The sequence below is a fragment of the Cupriavidus agavae genome, from assembly GCF_004217045.1.
Taxonomy (GTDB): Bacteria; Pseudomonadota; Gammaproteobacteria; order Burkholderiales; family Burkholderiaceae; genus Cupriavidus; species Cupriavidus agavae.
On record NZ_SGXM01000001.1, the window covers coordinates 853,549 to 871,408 of the forward strand.

General features: G+C 68.1%; 11 protein-coding genes and 6 tRNA genes. 10 read left to right on the plus strand and 7 right to left on the minus strand.

Translation table 11 applies throughout. The annotated features are described in order from the left end of the window. The gene (locus EV147_RS03925) at window positions 1-942 is read right to left on the minus strand and encodes a patatin-like phospholipase family protein (protein ID WP_130389797.1); all 942 of its coding nucleotides are present in this window, start codon (window positions 940-942) and stop codon (window positions 1-3) included. A 214-nt stretch (window positions 943-1,156) separates the two neighbouring features. Here EV147_RS03925 and gltX point away from each other — a divergent pair, with 214 nt between their 5' ends. From gltX to EV147_RS03960, 7 genes are all read left to right on the plus strand, one after another. Further along, window positions 1,157-2,554 carry a glutamate--tRNA ligase gene (gene gltX, locus EV147_RS03930; protein WP_130389798.1) on the plus strand — a complete coding sequence of 466 codons (1,398 nt, stop codon included), beginning with the start codon at window positions 1,157-1,159 and terminating at the stop codon, window positions 2,552-2,554. Between the two features lie 207 nt (window positions 2,555-2,761). After that, window positions 2,762-2,837 (plus strand) — tRNA-Ala (locus EV147_RS03935). Between the two features lie 8 nt (window positions 2,838-2,845). Then, a tRNA-Glu gene (locus EV147_RS03940) sits at window positions 2,846-2,921 on the plus strand. A 66-nt stretch (window positions 2,922-2,987) separates the two neighbouring features. Continuing rightward, window positions 2,988-3,064, plus strand: a tRNA-Asp gene (locus tag EV147_RS03945). A 165-nt stretch (window positions 3,065-3,229) separates the two neighbouring features. Then, a tRNA-Ala gene (locus EV147_RS03950) sits at window positions 3,230-3,305 on the plus strand. Window positions 3,306-3,417: 112 nt separating this feature from the next. Beyond that, window positions 3,418-3,493, plus strand: a tRNA-Glu gene (locus tag EV147_RS03955). Between the two features lie 66 nt (window positions 3,494-3,559). Further along, a tRNA-Asp gene (locus EV147_RS03960) sits at window positions 3,560-3,636 on the plus strand. Between the two features lie 236 nt (window positions 3,637-3,872). Here EV147_RS03960 and EV147_RS03965 read toward each other — a convergent pair. From EV147_RS03965 to trxA, 6 genes are all read right to left on the minus strand, one after another. Further along, window positions 3,873-5,222: an MATE family efflux transporter gene (locus EV147_RS03965; protein ID WP_130389799.1), complete on the minus strand. Its 1,350-nt coding sequence runs from the start codon at window positions 5,220-5,222 to the stop codon at window positions 3,873-3,875. Window positions 5,223-5,317: 95 nt separating this feature from the next. Continuing rightward, complete coding sequence (locus EV147_RS03970) at window positions 5,318-7,099, minus strand: ArnT family glycosyltransferase (protein ID WP_130389800.1); 1,782 nt, start codon at window positions 7,097-7,099, stop codon at window positions 5,318-5,320. Window positions 7,100-7,257: 158 nt separating this feature from the next. Next, a complete protein-coding gene (locus EV147_RS03975) occupies window positions 7,258-7,515 on the minus strand; it encodes a type B 50S ribosomal protein L31 (RefSeq protein WP_130389801.1) in 258 nt (85 codons plus the stop codon). Between the two features lie 184 nt (window positions 7,516-7,699). Continuing rightward, on the minus strand, window positions 7,700-8,566 hold the full coding sequence (locus tag EV147_RS03980; RefSeq protein WP_130389802.1) for a M90 family metallopeptidase: 867 nt from the start codon (window positions 8,564-8,566) through the stop codon (window positions 7,700-7,702). A 96-nt stretch (window positions 8,567-8,662) separates the two neighbouring features. Next, the gene (gene rho, locus EV147_RS03985) at window positions 8,663-9,925 is read right to left on the minus strand and encodes a transcription termination factor Rho (protein WP_109580698.1); all 1,263 of its coding nucleotides are present in this window, start codon (window positions 9,923-9,925) and stop codon (window positions 8,663-8,665) included. A 181-nt stretch (window positions 9,926-10,106) separates the two neighbouring features. After that, window positions 10,107-10,433 carry a thioredoxin TrxA gene (gene trxA, locus EV147_RS03990; RefSeq protein ID WP_130389803.1) on the minus strand — a complete coding sequence of 109 codons (327 nt, stop codon included), beginning with the start codon at window positions 10,431-10,433 and terminating at the stop codon, window positions 10,107-10,109. Between the two features lie 421 nt (window positions 10,434-10,854). Between trxA and EV147_RS03995 the strand changes: the two genes are divergently transcribed. From EV147_RS03995 to EV147_RS04005, 3 genes are all read left to right on the plus strand, one after another. Continuing rightward, window positions 10,855-11,181: a hypothetical protein gene (locus EV147_RS03995; protein ID WP_235844600.1), complete on the plus strand. Its 327-nt coding sequence runs from the start codon at window positions 10,855-10,857 to the stop codon at window positions 11,179-11,181. A 61-nt stretch (window positions 11,182-11,242) separates the two neighbouring features. Next, window positions 11,243-14,185 (plus strand): PD-(D/E)XK nuclease family protein, encoded by a 2,943-nt coding sequence (locus tag EV147_RS04000; protein WP_130389804.1) that lies wholly within the window; start codon window positions 11,243-11,245, stop codon window positions 14,183-14,185. Further along, complete coding sequence (locus EV147_RS04005) at window positions 14,182-17,784, plus strand: UvrD-helicase domain-containing protein (protein WP_130389805.1); 3,603 nt, start codon at window positions 14,182-14,184, stop codon at window positions 17,782-17,784. Before EV147_RS04000 ends, EV147_RS04005 begins: the two co-directional genes overlap by 4 nt. Window positions 17,785-17,860 lie beyond the last annotated feature (76 nt).

Sequence of the window (17,860 nt, forward strand, 5' to 3'; positions counted from 1 at the left end):
TCAGGGCGCCGCGCCCACCGTGGCGACGGGGCGGGACCGTGCCAGTGCCAGCTTCTCGCGCAGTGTGGCCAGCACGGCGGCGGTGGCCTGCTCCCCGGCCAGGATCGCGCGGTTGCGCGATGCGAAGTCACTGCCGCCCATGTCGGGCAGGTCGGGGCGGATCACCACGTCGGCGCGCGCCAGCGACATCTTGTTGATCGACTGGCCCATGATGGCCGTGGTCTGCAGCAGCACGCCGCTCTGGCCGTTGTTCTTCTGGCTCGACGGATCGGCCGAAATGTTGACCGCGATGACAAAGTCCGCGCCCATCTCGCGCGCCGCATCCACCGGCACCGGTTCCACCAGCCCGCCATCGACGTAGTCATGCCCGGCGATCGACACCGGCTGGAACACGCCCGGCACGCTGCTCGACGCCCGCACCGCCTGGCCCGTGTTGCCGCGCCGGAACAGGATGCGCTCGCCGGTCTTGAGATCGGTGGCGACAATGCCCAGCGGCAGCTTCATGGCCTCGATCGGCCGGTTCTTGACCAGCCGGTTCACGTAGTTCTGCAGCGCCTCGCCCTTGAGCCAGCCGCCGAATCTGGTGCCGAAGGGCAGGGCCCAGTCGGCAATCGACGCCTCGTCCATGGTCAGGGCCAGCTTGTTCAGTTCGAACCCGTTCAGCCCGGTGGCATACAGCGCCGCCACCACCGATCCCGCGCTGGTGCCCGTGACGATCTCCGGATGGATGCCCTGGGCCTCCAGCGCCTTGATCACGCCAATATGGGCAAAGCCGCGTGCCGCGCCGCCACCGAGCGCCAGGCCGATGCGCAGCGGGCGCGGCGGCGCCGTGACGGGCGGCGCGGTGGCCACGGGCGGGGTGACGGGCGCCGGCTTCGGGCCGAACGAGCAGGCTGCCAGCAGCATGGCGGCCGAGGCGCCAAGGAAATGTCGTCGTTGCATCAGGAAGAAAACCAGGAGAAGTGACGCGCCGGCCATCGCGTGCGCCACGGGCGCGAAGCGGAGCGGGCCGACCCGTCTCAGACCGGACGCAGCATAAATGATTCCGCGGCACGTGCGCCAGCCGCAGGCGGCGGAAGGGGAGGCGTATAATGCCGCATCCAGCGAAATCCGGCCTGCGCGCATCCGTGCGCGGGCCTTTTTGTTTCTTCCGACCATGACACAACGCGTCCGCACCCGCTTCGCGCCGAGCCCGACCGGCTTCATCCACCTCGGCAATATCCGCTCCGCGCTCTACCCGTGGGCCTTTGCCCGCCGCATGGGCGGCGATTTCATCCTGCGCATCGAGGATACCGACGTGGAGCGCTCCTCGAAGGAGGCGGTCGACGTGATCCTGGAGGGCATGGCCTGGCTCGATCTCGATATCGACGAGGGCCCGTTCTACCAGATGCAGCGCATGGACCGCTATCGCGCGGTGGTGCAGCAGATGGTGGACAGCGAGCTGGCGTACCCGTGCTACATGAGCACCGAGGAACTCGACGCGCTGCGCGAGGCCCAGCGCGCCGCCGGCGAAAAGCCGCGCTACAACGGCTTCTGGCGTCCCGAGCCGGGCAAGACGCTGCCCGAGCCGCCCGCCGGCGTGCAGCCCGTGATCCGTTTCCGGAACCCCATCGGCGGCAGCGTGGTGTGGGACGACGCCGTGAAGGGCCGGATCGAGATCTCCAACGACGAACTCGACGACCTGGTCATCGCGCGCCCGGACGGCACGCCGACCTACAACTTCTGCGTGGTCGTCGATGACCTCGACATGAAGATCACGCACGTGATCCGGGGCGACGACCACGTCAACAACACGCCGCGCCAGATCAACATCATCCGCGCGCTCGGCGGCGAGGTGCCGGTCTACGCCCACCTGCCGACCGTGCTGAACGAGCAGGGCGAGAAGATGAGCAAGCGCCATGGCGCGATGCCGGTCACCGGCTACCGCGACGAAGGCTACCTGCCCGAAGCCGTGGTCAATTACCTGGCGCGCCTGGGCTGGGCGCACGGCGACGCCGAGATTTTCTCGCGCGAGCAGTTCGTCGAGTGGTTCGACCTGGAGCACCTGGGCAAGTCGCCGGCGCAATACAACCCGGAAAAGCTGGCCTGGCTCAACAACCACTACATCAAGACCGGCGACAACCAGCGCCTGGCCGAGCTGACGCGCCCGTTCATCGAGGCCGAGGGCGGCAAGGTGGAGGGCGCCGACCTGGTGGGCGTGATCGCGCTGGTCAAGGATCGCGCCAACACGCTCAGGGAAGTGGCCCAGACCGCGATGCTGTTCTATCGCGGCGAGCCGCAGCCCGACGCCGCGCTCAAGGCCGAGCATCTGACGGACGAGATCCGGCCGGCCGTGCGGGCGCTGGCCACCCAGCTTGCCGCGCTGCCCGAGTGGAAGCGCGAGGCCATCAATGCCACGTTCAAGGCCGTGCTGGCCGAGTTCGGCCTGAAGATGCCGAAGCTGGCCATGCCGGTGCGCCTGCTGGTGGTGGGGCAACTGCAAACGCCGAGCATCGACGCGGTGCTGGAACTGATCGGCCGCGACACGGTGCTGCGCCGCCTGGGCGCTGCGTAAAAATGTGCGGAAAAGTCGCGGCAGGGGCTTGCGCTCCGGCCGCGACTTCAGCATAATCTCGTTCTCCCTGCTGCGCGACGCAAGTCAAACAGCCCGGTTGAAAAACAGGAAAAAGGGACTTGCAAAATGCGGTGAGTTGTTTATAATCGCCGCTTCGCCGGAAACGCAGTAAAATCCGGTGGCAAGAGCAGCAAGGCAGTAACTATTGGGGCTATAGCTCAGCTGGGAGAGCGCTTGCATGGCATGCAAGAGGTCAGCGGTTCGATCCCGCTTAGCTCCACCAAAGTTTCTGTCCCCTTCGTCTAGAGGCCTAGGACATCACCCTTTCACGGTGAGTACAGGGGTTCGAATCCCCTAGGGGACGCCAGACATTGGACGTAATCATTCGTCCAGTTGGCTGTCCGGAGCGATGCTCCAGTCAGCAACCAACAACGGAGCGGTAGTTCAGTTGGTTAGAATACCGGCCTGTCACGCCGGGGGTCGCGGGTTCGAGCCCCGTCCGCTCCGCCAGACTGAGCCCGCTTGGGTGAAACCAAGCGGGTTTTTATTTGGGTGAGAGGTGATTATTCGATAATCACTTTTCCGATTTACCCGGGACTGGATTCAAAGTCCTGAAAAATCGAAAACATAATGATGGCCCGCAAGGATCGTCGATTATGTGTTCCAGCAGTATCGGGGGCTATAGCTCAGCTGGGAGAGCGCTTGCATGGCATGCAAGAGGTCAGCGGTTCGATCCCGCTTAGCTCCACCAAGGTTTCGAACAGGTATCGAAGCAGTAAAAAAGGTACCTGGAAATGCGAAAGTTCTGCTAGAATAGCCGACTTCGCAGCAGTAGACGGAAACGTTGCTTGCAACAGATTTCTGTCCCCTTCGTCTAGAGGCCTAGGACATCACCCTTTCACGGTGAGTACAGGGGTTCGAATCCCCTAGGGGACGCCAGACAATGGGCGTAATCAAACGTCCAGTGGCTGTCCGGAGCGCTTGCTCCAGGCGCCAAGCAGAATTGGAGCGGTAGTTCAGTTGGTTAGAATACCGGCCTGTCACGCCGGGGGTCGCGGGTTCGAGCCCCGTCCGCTCCGCCAAACTTTGAAAAAGCCTGCGCAAGCAGGCTTTTTTTTCATCCATAAGGAGCGGAGGGAGCTGCCTGCGCAGCTCCCGGCGGGGCGAGAAGGGATTCGCTTGCAAGCGAATCCGCGGCCTGCAGCATGTAGGCGAGCCCCGTCCGCTCCGCCAAACTTTGAAAAAGCCTGCGCAAGCAGGCTTTTTTTTCGTCCTCGTTCTCCCCTCTCCCGCCTTGCGGGAGAGGGGAATTGGCATTTCAGGCAGTCCGACTCACCTTTCTGAAATACCCCACCAGCAGGCCGCCAGCGATCGCCAGGCTGACGCTGTTGGCCAGCCAGAAGCCTGCTGCGCCGCGCGTGAAGGCCGGCATCCAGTCGAGCAGCCCGAACCCCAGCACATAGCCGCCGCCGAGTCCCACGCCCCAGAGCGAGGCCGCGTAGATCAGCGTCGGGATCAGCGCGATCTTGTAGGCGCGCAGCACGAAGCCGGTCATGACCTGGATGGCGTCGAAGGCCTGGTAGAACGCCACGAACAGCATCAGCGGCAGGGCCTTGGCCACGACAGCCGGGTCTTTCACATAGGCATTGAGCACGGGCTCGCGCAGCAGCCATAGCGCGGCGCCCGTCACCAGCGCCAGCGCGGCGCCAAAGCGGATGCCGCGCCAGCCAAGCCGCCGGGCGCCGGCGCGGTCGCGGGCGCCAAGGTGCTGGGCCACCAGCGTCGACGTGGCGATCGACAGCGACAGCGGCATCATGTAAGCCACCGCGCCGAGATTGGCGATAATCTGATGCCCGGCCAGCACCTCGGTGCCGAGCCGCGTGATGAAGATCGACATCAGCGTGAACGACGTGATCTCGATCAGGTAGGTCAGTCCCATCGGCACGCCCAGCCGCAGCATCGGCACGATACGGTCGCGGCGCGGCCACTCCCAGCGCGTGAAAATCTCGAGCGGAAGGTAGGTGCGGTCGAACCGCAGGATGCAGAGCCCCACGCCGCACCAGAGCCAACTGATGATCGTGGAGGCCAGCGCGCAGCCCGGCCCCCCCATGGCCGCGATGCCGAAGCCGCCATGGATGAACCAGGCGTTGAGCGGCACCTTCAGGATCAGCCCGCCGATCTGCAGCATGGTCACCATGATCGGTCGCGACAGCGCGTTGTTCAGCGCCATGTAGACCCGGAAGGCGAGCGCCGCGGGCAACCCGAACGCCACGATATGGAGGTAGCGCGAGGCCTTGTCCACCAGCTCGGGCGGCGCCTTGGCAAACGCCAGCAGCGGCTCCGGGAACAGCAGCAACAGCATGCCTGGCACGGCCAGCGCCACGCCGAGCCACGCCGCCTGGCGCACTTCCACGCCGATCTCGGCGGTACGGCCCGCGCCATAGAGCTGGCCGGCAATCGGTGCCAGCGCCTGCAGCACGCCCATCAGGCTGATATAGACGGTGACATAGATCGAGCCGCCGAGCCCCACGGCGGCCAGGTCGGCGGCCGACGAGCGGCCGGCCATGATGGTGTCGATGACCCCGAAGGCCACCACGGCAAGCTGGCCCACCAGCACCGGTGCGGCCAGGGTAATGATGCGTCGAAGGTCCTGCAGCGCGCTGCTCATTGTTATTGTCGATCGGGATCAGGAGGGTGCCCGGGCGCGGGCATCCTGCACGGGCCGGGACCCATGCAGGCGGGGGCGGGCTGGCGCGGCGGCGCCTACTGGCGCGGCAGGCGGCGCTGCACCGGTGGGCGGACCGGCTTGACGGCCGACCGCTCGACGAGCTGGTACATGCGGAAGCGCTCGTCGCGGTCGGCGGGGCGCCGGCCTTCCCAGATCAGGCGCCACTCGAAATGCGACAGGTTGCCCGGTGCGCCGTAGTCCACCGCATCGTGCCGCAGCAGGACATCGCACTCGTCCTCCGGCCCGCCGAAGCGGATATGGCCGAAATAGGCGAACGACGCCAGCTGCGCATTGCCCATGCGGATCGGCTGCACGCAGCGGTACGTCGGCGGCAGGGCCAGCGCGGCAGCCTGGGCCACGTCGCGGTAGGTCTTGCCGTAGTTGATCGACGGCAGCCACAGCGTCATCGCCATGACCCACATCAGCGTCGTACCGGCCGCCGAGATCACCACCGGACGCCAGATCTGCTTGGGCGCGCGCGACAGCCGCCAGCGCACCACCAGCACCCACGCCAGCGTCACCACCAGCGCAATGATCACGGCGCTGACCGTGAACGTGTGCTGGAAGCCCGGAATCTGGCGGAATACGTTGGCGGCGATCTTGGGCGGCCAGCCGGTGGTCTTGGCGATCCACATGAACCAGACCGTGCCGCCGAAGATCGTGAAGAACAGCAACGCGAACCAGTCCACGGCGTTGATCGCGGCGCGCGGCAGCGTGGGCAGCGCGAACGCCGCCAGGATGGCCATCGGGGGCAGCAGCAGGATGAACTGCACGTCGCCGGGGCTGCGCTGCAGCACCAGCAGCAGGAACAGCATCGCCAGCAGCACCAGCGGCACGGACACGTGGGCGGCCCGGCGCATGCCGCGCCATGACAGCCACGCGAACGCGGCGATCGGCCAGACCGGCCAGGTGTAGAGGAAGAAGTTGCGGGCAATGAAGCCGCCGGTCTGCCACGAGGGCGGCCCGTAGGCGCGGCGGTCGTAGCGGGCCCATTCGCGGATGAACGCGACGGCATCGTCGGTGGTCGTGGCGCCGAAATAGGTGGCGGCCAGCCACGCCGCCACCATGGCCACCGCCAGCCCCATTCCGATCGGCAGGAGGCGGCGCAGCGGCAGCGGCTGGCAGACCAGGCCGGCAATGATCGTGGCCAGCAGCAGCGAGCTGGCCAGCAGCGGCCCGCTGGCCAGGCACAGCGCCCCCAGCCCCACGCCAAACCACAGGCTGCCCTGCACGGGCATGTCGAGGCTGCGCACCAGGCCGTACAGCATCATGGCGATGAAGCAGACCTGGCCGACCTGCGCCGTGGTCTCGTGGCCGCGCATCGCCAGGCCCACGCAGGCCAGGAAGATCAGCAGCGCGCCATCGGCCAGCGCGCGGCCGTACGAGCGGGCGTCAGGCTGGCCGCCGAACGCGAACGCAAACGGCTGCACCTCCTCGCGGCGGCCCAGCAGGTAGGTGGAATACCAGATGAAGGCGCAGGTGCCGAAGTAGAACAGCGCCGTGGCCAGGCGCGCGGCATCGGGGGCGCCCAGCCAGCCGCCGAACAGCCGGATCATCAGCCCGCCGATCCAGAACACCAGCGGGCCGTCCTCGCTATAGGGCCGGCCGACGATGTTCGGCATCAGCCAGTCCTGCACGCCGCCGGTGCCCAGTTGCCACATCACGCCGAAGCCGGCGGCGTCCTCGTTCTTCCACGGATCGCGGCCGAACAGGCCGGTCAGTCCGTAGATGATGCAGATCGCCAGCAGCAGGTAGCGCGGCAGGGCCCCCGTGGCGGCGGCGGTCAGGTGAACGGGCGTGGTCTTGGCTTGGGACATCGGCGGTAGGACGTGGCGGCAACCCACAGCAGTGCGCAAACCGCTATTGTGGGCCACAAATGCAAAGAGGCAGCCGATGCTGCCTCTTTGTCAGGTCGCGCGCTGCAGGAGCATCTGTCCCGGCAGGCGCGGCAATAAGCTCGGTCGCGCGGCGCGTTTTACTTCTTGGCGCCCAGCTTGCTGCCGAACTTCTGGCGGAACTTCTCGACGCGGCCAGCCGTGTCCATGATCTTCTGTTGGCCGGTGTAGAACGGGTGCGATTCCGACGACACTTCGATCTTGGCCAGCGGGTAGGTCTTGCCTTCGTGTTCGATCGTGTCCTTGGTCTGGATCGTCGAGCGCGTCACGAACTTGAAGTCGCTGGACATGTCGTGGAACACGACTTCACGGTAATTCGGGTGAATGCCTTCTTTCATGGTGCTTCCTTTCAGGTTGGGTAGCCAGTCCGCTTCGCGCTGTTGCAGCGTACCAGGACGCTGGCGGCGAACGAACCACTTGCCGATTACGGGCAAACCGGGATTATGGCAGAAAAACAAGAACTTGGGGCCTTCCGCGTGGGGGTGCGCGGCACGTGTGTTGCGGCCCGGATAAAGTTATTTATCAGGCACTTTCCCGCGTCACCCGGGCAGGGTCCTGCCGGTAAAAACGGGCCAGGGCCTCGTAGAGGGCCGGCCAATGCTCGCGCAAGCCGCCCGGTTCGACGAAAAATGTCTCGGATGCCACGGCAAAAAACTCGCTCGGCGCCTCGCAACCGTACGGATCGATGACCTGGAGCGCCGGCGGGAGGCGTCCCGGATGATCCCAGTCAGCGTCCGGCACCTGCTCGCAGGCGTCGGCGAAGCGGTCGTACTCTTCGAGCAGGGTTTCCGCCCACGCCTCGGCGTCGATGTCGGGATGGAGCACGCGCGAGAAGGGCGGTACACCATCGGCCTCGCCGTCCAGCATGTCGAGCTTGTGGGCGAACTCGTGAATCACCACGTTGTAGGTGTCGGCCGGCAGGGCCGGGTCGGACGCCAGGCCGGTGCCGGGCGTGTGCACGTCGGGCCAGGAGAGGATCACCGGGCCGTGCTCCCAGGCTTCGCCGCTGGCTTCCTCCTCCACCCCATGCACCAGCCCGATGTCGTCCTCGACTGTTTTGCGGATCAGGAACTCGCCCGGGTACAACACGATGCCATGCCAGCCGCGGTACCACTCGATGCCGAGCTTCAGCACTGGCACGCAGGCCTGCACGGCCACACTGACCACCATTTCATCGGTCAGCTCCAGTTCGTGCGCGGTGGAGTATTCCTTGCTGGCGATGAACAGCGTGGCCAGCTCGCGCAGTCTGGCGAGATCGTCGCTGCCATAGCGCTGCACGAACGGCAGCGCCGCCACGGTCTGCGTCCACAAGGCATCGGGAATGGCGTATTGGGCGAGCTTGCGCTCGCGGGAACGGGCGCGGAGGAAGCTGGACAGTTTGCCGAACATCGTAATTTCGCTAGAAATTGGCGTTCCCGGACGGCCGGAAAGAAAAAAGGCGCACCCGCAGGGTACGCCTTTCCGCGTGCATCGCAACCGGCCCGATCAGCCGCCGCGGCGCATCATGTCGAAGAACTCCGCGTTGTTCTTCGTCGGCTTCATCTTGTCGAGGATGAATTCCATGGCCTGGACTTCGTCCATGTCCGAGATGAACTTGCGCAGGATCCAGATCTTCTGGAGGATTTCCGGCTTGATCAGCAGTTCCTCGCGGCGCGTGCCCGACTTGTTCAGGTTGATGGCCGGATAGACGCGCTTTTCCGCCAGGCGGCGTTCCAGGTGCACTTCCATGTTGCCGGTGCCCTTGAACTCTTCGTAGATCACGTCGTCCATGCGGCTGCCGGTTTCGATCAGCGCCGTGGCGATGATGGTCAGCGAACCGCCTTCTTCCAGGTTACGCGCGGCGCCGAAGAAACGCTTCGGGCGCTGCAGCGCGTTGGCGTCGACACCACCGGTCAGCACCTTGCCCGAGGCCGGCACCACCGTGTTGTAGGCGCGCGCCAGGCGCGTGATCGAGTCCAGCAGGATGACCACGTCGCGCTTCAGTTCCACCAGGCGCTTGGCCTTCTCGATGACCATTTCGGCCACCTGCACGTGGCGGATGGCCGGTTCGTCGAACGTCGACGCCACCACCTCGCCGCGCACCGAACGCTGCATTTCGGTCACTTCTTCCGGGCGCTCGTCGATCAGCAGCACGAACAGGTCAGCTTCCGGATGGTTGTTGGCGATCGCGTGGGCGATGTGCTGCAGCATCACGGTCTTGCCGGACTTCGGCGAGGCCACCAGCAGCGCGCGCTGGCCGCGGCCGATCGGGGCAATCATGTCGACGATGCGGCCGGTGATGTTTTCCTCGGCACGGATGTCACGTTCAAGCTGGAGCGGCCGGTTCGGGTGCAGCGGCGTCAGGTTCTCGAACATGATGCGGTTCTTCACCGCCTCGGGCGGCTGCCCGTTGACCTTGTCCACCTTGACCAGCGCAAAGTAGCGCTCGCCGTCCTTGGGCGTGCGCACTTCACCTTCGATCGAGTCGCCGGTGTGCAGGTTGAAGCGGCGGATCTGCGAGGGACTGATATAGATATCGTCCGTGCTGGCCAGGTACGACGTTTCCGGCGAGCGCAGGAAACCGAAGCCGTCGGGCAGTACTTCCAGCGTGCCGTCTCCGTAGATGGTTTCGCCCATCTTGGCGCGCTTCTTCAGGATCGCAAACATCAGTTCCTGTTTGCGCATCCGTTGTGCGTTGTCGATCTCGAGCGTTGCCGCCATTTCGAGAAGCGCAGACACGTGAAGCGATTTGAGTTCTGTCAGGTGCATAGACAAGGGGTACAGAAGGGCCCGGACGGGCAAGACCTTGGAGAAGGGGGAAGAATGAGCGAACGCTCGGGGAAGTTGTTGGATCGCATCTTAGCACAATCCGGCCGGCGCGCCAGAGCTGGCGCACGCGAGGCCGGAGCGTGCTGGGCCGGGACGCTGGCGTCCCGGCGCGGGCGGCAGGTTAGACCTGGGCGTCCAGGAACGCGGTCAGCTGCGACTTGGACAGCGCGCCCACCTTCTGGGCGGCCACTTCGCCGTTCTTGAACAGGATCAGCGTCGGGATGCCGCGGATGCCGAACTTGGCCGGCACCTGCTGGTTCTCGTCCACGTTGATCTTGGCGATCTGGACCTTGTCGCCGTAGTCGCGGGCCACTTCGTCGAGGATCGGCGCAATCATCTTGCAGGGGCCGCACCATTCCGCCCAGAAGTCGAGCAGGACGGGCTTGTCGGACTTGAGAACGTCGTCTTCGAACGATGCGTCGCTCACATACTTGATTTGATCGCTCATGGCGGAGAACCTCTGTTTTCGCTTTTACGCTGGATGGCGAAGGCGCAATGGGTGAAGGCGGAATGCTGGCGTGGGGCGGTACCGCTACCTTACACGCAATCGAACTGTTCCGCCGGACGGGCCTGGCATGCTGCCACGCGGGCCCTTGGCGTCGATATGTTACCAGCTTGCCGGAATTCAAGCGCATGGCCGAGGCTCCTGCCGATAATAGTTTCTATGGGACCGAGAGACGCGCTCAATCGCATCCCCTATCGGAGTTATTGTGTGCTGCGCAGCAGCAGGCGGGAATGGAAAAGGGCGGGATTTACCGGGCAGGGAAACCCCGGGGCATGGTCTAGAATGCTTCTGAAGGCGCATTTGACGGCCCGCGTAGAATGACGAGCGCGGACATCCCGCAATCCCCGACCCAAGGCAAATCACCATGACGCCCGATTCCAGCAAGCCCGACACCGGCAACCCCGGAACGCCCGAGCCCGCCGAGCGCAACCTGCCCGACGCCGCTGGCGCGCCGCAGGGTCCCGATGCCGACCACCTGAGCGACGCGCTGGCACACCTGTCCACCGCCGTCGAATCCGACAGCATCGCCACCGGCGCCGCCAAGGGGCTGGTCTACAGCGTGATGGAGACGCTGGGCACGCTGATCGGCGACCCCGACCTGCCCGAGCACGCCCGCTCCGGCTACGAAGGCCTGATGGAAACCGCCCGCGAGCTGCGTGCCCGCCTGGAGCGCGGCGCCGACGACAACTGATGTTCCCTGCGTGCCGCGGGGCGCCGGGTCGCCCCGGGGCGCGTGGCCGTCTTTCCGATCCATGACCCGGCTCTCGTTCCCTCCCGGCCCGTCGTTCCTCGACCAGGCCGCCACCGCCGCGTGGTACTTCCTCGACCGCTGCGGCCCCACCGCGGCGGCGGCGCATGTCGTGGTGCCGACGGCGGCGCAGATTCCGGGCGTGCGCCAGGCGCTGGACGCCGCCGCCCGCGCCGCCGGCCAGCCGCGCCTGCTGCCGCGCGTGCTGACGCTCGGCCACTGGCTGCTGGACCTCCCGCCCGATCTCGCCGCCGAACCGCTGCCCGCGCGCAGCCATGCGGCCCGGCTGCTGGCCGTGCAGCAGGCCATCCGGGCGCAGGACTGGCTGCGCCAGGCGTTCGGCGCCCAGACCGAAGGCGCGGCCTGGGGGCTGGCGCAGACGCTGCTGTCGATCAGCGATGAACTGAGCGCGCGCTGGCTGGAGGACGATGCGATCCGCGAGGACGACGACATCGACGGCGACGACCGCGCCGCGCTGCTGCAGGGCGCGCTGCAACGCACCTACGCCCACCTGTCCGAGCGGTTCCTGGGGCAGGAGGCGCAGATCGTGCTGGCGTTCTGGCAGATGCTGTCGGGGCCCGACGATCCGCTGCCCACGCGGCGCCGCGCGCTGCAGCGGCTGGCGCTGATGGTGCCGGGACCGGTGCTCTGGATCGGCCCGACGCCGCCCGAGCCCATCGAAGCCGCTTTCCTGCGCCAGGCCGGCGAGCTGGTGCCGACCGTCGAGATCGGCTACGACTGGACTGGCGCTGACGCCGATGACGGGGACTGGTACCGCACGCTGCTGGCGCTGTGGCCCGAGGCACGCCGCGCGGCCGATGGCGAGGAACCGGGCGAGGAATCCGGCGAGGATGGCGGCAGCCGCCCGGCCGCGTTGCCGCTCATGCCGTCCCCGGACCTGCCCGAGGCCCGGCCGCGCGTGCGGGTGATCGGCGCCGCGCGCTTCGAGGACGAGGCAGCGGCCGCCGCCGCCCAGCTCGTGCAATGGCTCAACGAGGGCCGCCAGCACGTGGCGCTGGTGGCGCACGACCGCGTGGTGGCGCGGCGCACGCGGGCGCTGCTGATGCGGGCCGGCGCGCCGGTACGCGACGAAACCGGCTGGAAGCTCTCCACCACGCGCGCCGCCGCCGCGCTGATGCGCTGGTTCGACGTGCTGGTGCGCGACGGCGACACCGCCGCGCTGCTGGACCTGCTCAAGAGTCCGTTCTGCCTGCCCGATGCCGGGCATCGCGGCGCGGCCATCGCGCTGATGGAGCGCCAGATCCGGCGCGATGGCGTCACCGGGGGCTGGGCGCGGCTGCGCCATCTGTTTGCCGAGCGCCCGCGCACCGGGGAGCCGGGCACCGTGGTCGACGCCGACACCGTGGCGGCCAGCGACGCGATGCTCGACATCCGCGCCGCCGCCCGCGCGCTGATCGCCACGCTGGCCGACGAGGCCGCGCAATGGCCGCGCGGCCATGCCCAGCAGCCGCTGGCGATGTGGCTCGGCCGGCTCGACGCGATGCTGGACACGCTGGGCATGCGCGCCGCGCTGGCCGGTGACGATGCCGGCCAGCAACTGCTCGACGCGCTGGCGCGGCTGGGCGAACTTGGCGAACCCGGCAACGAGGAAACCGGCGGCGCCACGCTGAACCAGCAGGAATTCCGCGCGATGCTGTCCGCGCTGCTCGAATCGGTGGCCTACAAGGAGCCCGGCGCGCAGAGCCAGGCGCGCATCACGATACTGCCGCTCAACGGCGCGCGGATGCGCCGCTTCGAGGGCGTGGTGGTGGTGGGCTGCGATGATGCGCAACTGCCGTCGCGCGCCGCCGAGCTGATGTTCTTCTCGAACCAGATGCGCCGCGAACTGGGCCTGGAAGACCGCGAGGCGCGCTTCGCCCAGCAGGCGCGCGACCTGGCCGAGGTGCTGCTCAACAACGATGACGTGGTGCTGACCTGGCAGCGCTTTGGCAGCCGGGGAGAGCCGCACCATGTGTCGGGCTGGATCGAGCGGCTGTCGGCCTGCTGCGCGCGGGCCGGCGCGCCGATCGAGGCCAGCGCCGCGCCGCAGTGGCTCGACACCTTCGCGCAGCCCGGCTACATGCCCGCGCCCTCGGCGCCCGAGCGCGTGCCGGCCCGCTGGAGCGCGGCCGCCTACAACATGCTGCGGCGCTGCCCCTACCAGTTCTTTGCCGGCCGCATGCTGGGCCTGGCCGGGCTGGAAACGCTCAACGACGACCTCGAAAAGCGCGACATCGGCAACCTGCTGCACCGCGTGCTGTTGCAGTACCACGAGGAAATCCACGCCAGCGGCGAGCGTAGCGATGCGAAGCGGCTGGCGCGGCTGCGCGAGATCTCGGACACCGTGTTCGGCCGCCAGATGGCCGAGGATGGCAACGCGATCAGCTATTACCGCCGATGGTGCGAGGTGCTGCCGTCGTACGTGGCCTGGCAGGGGGCGCGCGAGGACATGGGCTGGCACTGGCGTGGCGGCGAGTTCGACGCCGGCGTGGACATGGCGATGCCCGATGGCCATCCGCTGCGCCTGGGCGGGCGGATCGACCGGCTCGACAAGGGCCCCGATGGCAGCCACGCGGTGCTCGACTACAAGACGCAGCCGGCCAGCCGCCTGCGCCGCAAGGTGGGCGATGCCGAGGAAGACTGCCAGTTGGCGTTCTACGGCCTGCTGCGCGCCGATGCCGTGGCCGGCAGCTGGGTGGCGCTCGAAGGGGTGAAGCAGGGCGGCCGCGACAGCGCGCCCGGTGCGCAGCGCGAGGTCGACCTGCCCGAGTTCCAGGCCGCCGTCACCTGGCTGGAACGCCAGTTGCGGCAGGACGTGGGCCGCCTGCGCGAAGGCGCGAAGCTGCCCGCGTTTGGCGACGCCGCTGCCTGTACCTATTGCGAAGCCCGCGGCCTGTGCCGCAAGGGTTTCTGGGAATCCACCGCCTTGCCGGATCTGAAGTCATGACCGCCAGCCCCTCGATCCACGCCTACCAGCGCGACGGCCAGCCCGTTGGCGAGGCCGACTTCACGCGTGCGGCCTGTGATCCGGCGCGCTCGGTGGTGGTGGAAGCCTGCGCCGGCAGCGGCAAGACCTGGCTGCTGGTGGCGCGCCTGGTGCGGCTGCTGCTGGCCGGCGCCGCGCCGCACGAGATTCTGGCCATCACGTTCACGCGCAAGGCCGCCGAGGAAATGCGCGAACGGCTGCTGGAGGTGCTGTCGCAGCTCGCCAGCGGCAGCGACGAAGCCGTACTTGCCCAGTTGGAGATGCGCGGCCTGGCGCCCGACGCGGCGCGGGCCGCCGTGCCGCGGGCGCGCCAGCTTCACGCGCAGGTGCTGGCATCGCCGGGCCGCATGGCCATCGACACGTTCCACGGCTGGTTCGGCACGCTGCTGCGCGGCGCGCCGCTGTCGTCGGGCATCGTGCCGGGCGCCTCGCTGCGCGAGGACGCGCTGCGCATGAAGCGCGAGGCCTGGGCGCCGTTCTGGCGCGCGCTGGCCCATCCGCAGCATGCCGACCTGCGTCAGGATTACGAGCAACTGGTCGATGCAATCGGCGATTTCCAGGCGCGCGGGCTGCTGGACCGCATGTTCCACGCGCGTAACGAATGGATGGCGTTCCGCGAGGCCGGCGAGCCGGCCCGGCTGCTGGCCGACGATCTTGGCGAAGATGCCACGTCTGACGTACTGGTCGGCGCGCTGGCCGATGCCGACTGGCTCGACGAATGCGCGCGGCTGGCCCAGACACTGGGGCGCGGCGGCAAGACCGAGCAAGGCCATGCCACGCGGCTCCAGGACGGGCTGAGCGCCATCCGCGACTGGCGCGAGGCCGGCGCCGAAGCTGGCGACGCCGCCACGCGGGCGTTCGACCTGCTGCGCAGCGCGTTCTTTACCGATGCCGGCAAGCCGCGCGCCATGAAGCGCACCAGCGCGCTGGTCAAGGTCTGCGGCAGCGAGTCCGGCGCCGACGAACTGGTGGCCTGCATGGCGTCCCACTGCGCCCGGCTGGACCAGATCGCCGCGCGGCGCTGCGAGGCCGCGGTGCTGGCCATCAACCTGGCGCTGTACCGGCTCGGCAACGCGCTGCTGGACCGCTATCACCGCTACAAGGGCGAGCAGCGCGCGATGGACTTTGCCGACCTCGAATGGCTGGCCGCGAAGCTGATGGCCGACGAGGAAACCGCCACCTACCTGCAGGTGCGGCTCGATGCGCGCTACCGGCACCTGCTGCTCGACGAATTCCAGGACACCAACCCGCTGCAATGGCGCATCCTGCAGGGCTGGCTGGCCGGCTACCAGGGCCTGGGCGACAAGCCCACGGTGTTCCTGGTGGGCGATCCGAAACAGTCGATCTACCGCTTCCGCCGCGCCGACGCGCGTCTGTTCGACGCCGCGCGGGAGATGCTCCAGGCCCAGTTCGGCGCCACCGTGCTGCGCACCAACCGTACGCGCCGCAACCGGCCCGAGGTGCTGGACTGGGTCAACGCGGTGTTCGACCATGCCCGCGCGGAGGGGCGCTATCCGCTCTACGAGACGCAGACCACGGCGCTGGCGCAGCCGGGCGGTCCGGTCTGGGTGCTGCCGCTGGTGGAGCCCGACGAAGCCGTGGACGATGCGGGGGAAGCGCCCGGCGACGGCCACCGCGACACGCTGACCCAGCCGCGCCGCCAGCAGGGCGATTCGCTGCGCTATGAGGAAGGCCGCCGCGTGGCCGCGTGGCTGCACTATCTGCGCGATCAGGTGCCGGTACGCGAGGGCGACGGCGAGCGCCGCGCCTGCTGGCGCGACATGCACCTGCTGGTGCGCCGCAAGACCTATCTGCCCGACTACGAGCGCGCGCTGCGCGAGGCCGGCATCCCGTGCCTGAGCCCCCGGCGCGGCGGGCTGCTGACCACGCTGGAGGCGCTCGACGTCTCGGCGCTGCTGGCGTTCCTGATGACGCCGGAATCCGACCTCGATCTCGCGCACGTGCTCAAGAGCCCGATCGTCGGCGCCACCGACGATGACCTGTTGCTGCTGGCCGGACTGGAAGGCGAGGGCGGCTGGTGGGCGCGCATCGTGGCGGCCGGGCTGCCCGAACATGGGTCCGACGCGCTGCGCCATGGCGTGGCCCGGCTGCGGCAATGGCTGGCGCTGGCGCCACACCGGCCCGTGCACGACCTGATCGACCATATCTACCATCAGGGCGAGGTGCGCCGGCGCTATGCCGAGGCGGCGCCGTCGGCCATCCGCGAGCAGGTGCTGGCCAATCTCGATGCCTTCCTGAAGCTGTCGCTCGACCTCGACGGGGGACGGTATCCGAGCCTGCCGAAGTTCATCGACGAACTGCAGGAGATCCGCCGGGGCGACGAAGACGAGAGTCCTGACGAAGGAGGCATGGCCGATGGCGCCGAGGACGGCGAGCCCGAGGACGGCGGCGCCGAGGGTGGCGAGGGTGGTGATACGCAGCTGGACGCGGTGCACATCCTGACCGTGCACGCGGCCAAGGGGCTTGAGGCGCCGTTCGTGGTCCTGCTCGATGCCAACCACAGCAATCCGGCGGCCGACCGGGGCGGCATCCTGGTGGACTGGCCGCCGGCGTCGGCGGTGCCCCGGCATTTCTCGGCCTACGGCAAGCGCAGCGAGCGCGGGCTGGCGCGGGCGCCGATGTTCGACGCCGAGGCGGCGCTGGCCGAGCGCGAGAACTGGAACCTGCTCTACGTGGCGATGACCCGCGCGCAGCAGGGGCTGCTGGTCAGCGGCGTGAAGGGCCGCGCGAGCAAGTCGGCGGAGGAGGCCGGCGCCGAGATCGCCGGAAGCTGGTATGTGCGGCTGGCGGCGGCAGGCGTGGGCGACGAGGTCAGCGCCTATCCGGAGGCCGATGTCGCCCACGTCGATCCGTTGTCGCCGGTCAGCGAGGCCGTACGCTACACCGATTTCCGGCTGCGCTATCGCGGGGCGGCTGACGTTGCCCAAGCAGTTTCCGAGACCGATTTCGAGGCCGCTTCCGGCGAAGACGCCGAAGCATTCGTGTTCGATGCCGCCGCGGCCGCCCATGGCGAACTGGTGCACGCGCTGCTCGAACGCGTGACCCGCTACCCCGACGCCCACGCGGCGGTGCCCGATGCGGACACGGTGATGCGCTGGTTCCCGCTGGCGGGCGCCGGCGCCCCGCAGGCCCGCGAGCGCTGGCAGCACCAGGCGCACGCGGCACTGGCGGACCTCCGCACCATGCTGGCCGCGCCGGCGCTGCGGCCGCTGCTGTTCCCGCGTGACGCGGTGTCGGCGCGCAACGAAGTCGAACTCTACGATGGCCGGGGGCGCCTGCTGCGTATCGACCGGCTCGTGGAATTCGCCGACCGCGTGGTCATCGTGGACTACAAGCTGCGCCTGCTGCCGCAGGAGCATGCCGCCTATGGCGCCCAACTGGCCCGCTACGCGGCGGCCATCCAGCCGATGTTCCCCGGCAAGCCAATCGAAGCCGGCGTGGCCACGGCGGCGGGAGAGTGGATCGACGCCAGCCAACTGCGCGCCGCGCCACGCCCGGTGGAACCGATTTCCACGTCGCAGCAAGGGTCGTTGTTCTGAGGTGGGATCGGGCGCAGAATAGGCCGGCGCGGACGCAAGCGTCCCCGCCATCCATCGGGCACCGACAACAACTTTG

What these genes read in the sequence shown, in the direction of transcription:
- EV147_RS03975 (WP_130389801.1), bottom strand. Translation starts at nt 7,515, where the DNA reads ATGAAAGAAGGCATTCACCCGAATTACCGTGAAGTCGTGTTCCACGAC.
- EV147_RS04000 (WP_130389804.1), top strand. Translation starts at nt 11,243, where the DNA reads ATGACCCGGCTCTCGTTCCCTCCCGGCCCGTCGTTCCTCGACCAGGCC.
- EV147_RS04005 (WP_130389805.1), top strand. Translation starts at nt 14,182, where the DNA reads ATGACCGCCAGCCCCTCGATCCACGCCTACCAGCGCGACGGCCAGCCC.
- gltX (WP_130389798.1), top strand. Translation starts at nt 1,157, where the DNA reads ATGACACAACGCGTCCGCACCCGCTTCGCGCCGAGCCCGACCGGCTTC.
- EV147_RS03970 (WP_130389800.1), bottom strand. Translation starts at nt 7,099, where the DNA reads ATGTCCCAAGCCAAGACCACGCCCGTTCACCTGACCGCCGCCGCCACG.
- rho (WP_109580698.1), bottom strand. Translation starts at nt 9,925, where the DNA reads ATGCACCTGACAGAACTCAAATCGCTTCACGTGTCTGCGCTTCTCGAA.
- EV147_RS03995 (WP_235844600.1), top strand. Translation starts at nt 10,855, where the DNA reads ATGACGCCCGATTCCAGCAAGCCCGACACCGGCAACCCCGGAACGCCC.
- EV147_RS03980 (WP_130389802.1), bottom strand. Translation starts at nt 8,566, where the DNA reads ATGTTCGGCAAACTGTCCAGCTTCCTCCGCGCCCGTTCCCGCGAGCGC.
- EV147_RS03925 (WP_130389797.1), bottom strand. Translation starts at nt 942, where the DNA reads ATGCAACGACGACATTTCCTTGGCGCCTCGGCCGCCATGCTGCTGGCA.
- EV147_RS03965 (WP_130389799.1), bottom strand. Translation starts at nt 5,222, where the DNA reads ATGAGCAGCGCGCTGCAGGACCTTCGACGCATCATTACCCTGGCCGCA.
- trxA (WP_130389803.1), bottom strand. Translation starts at nt 10,433, where the DNA reads ATGAGCGATCAAATCAAGTATGTGAGCGACGCATCGTTCGAAGACGAC.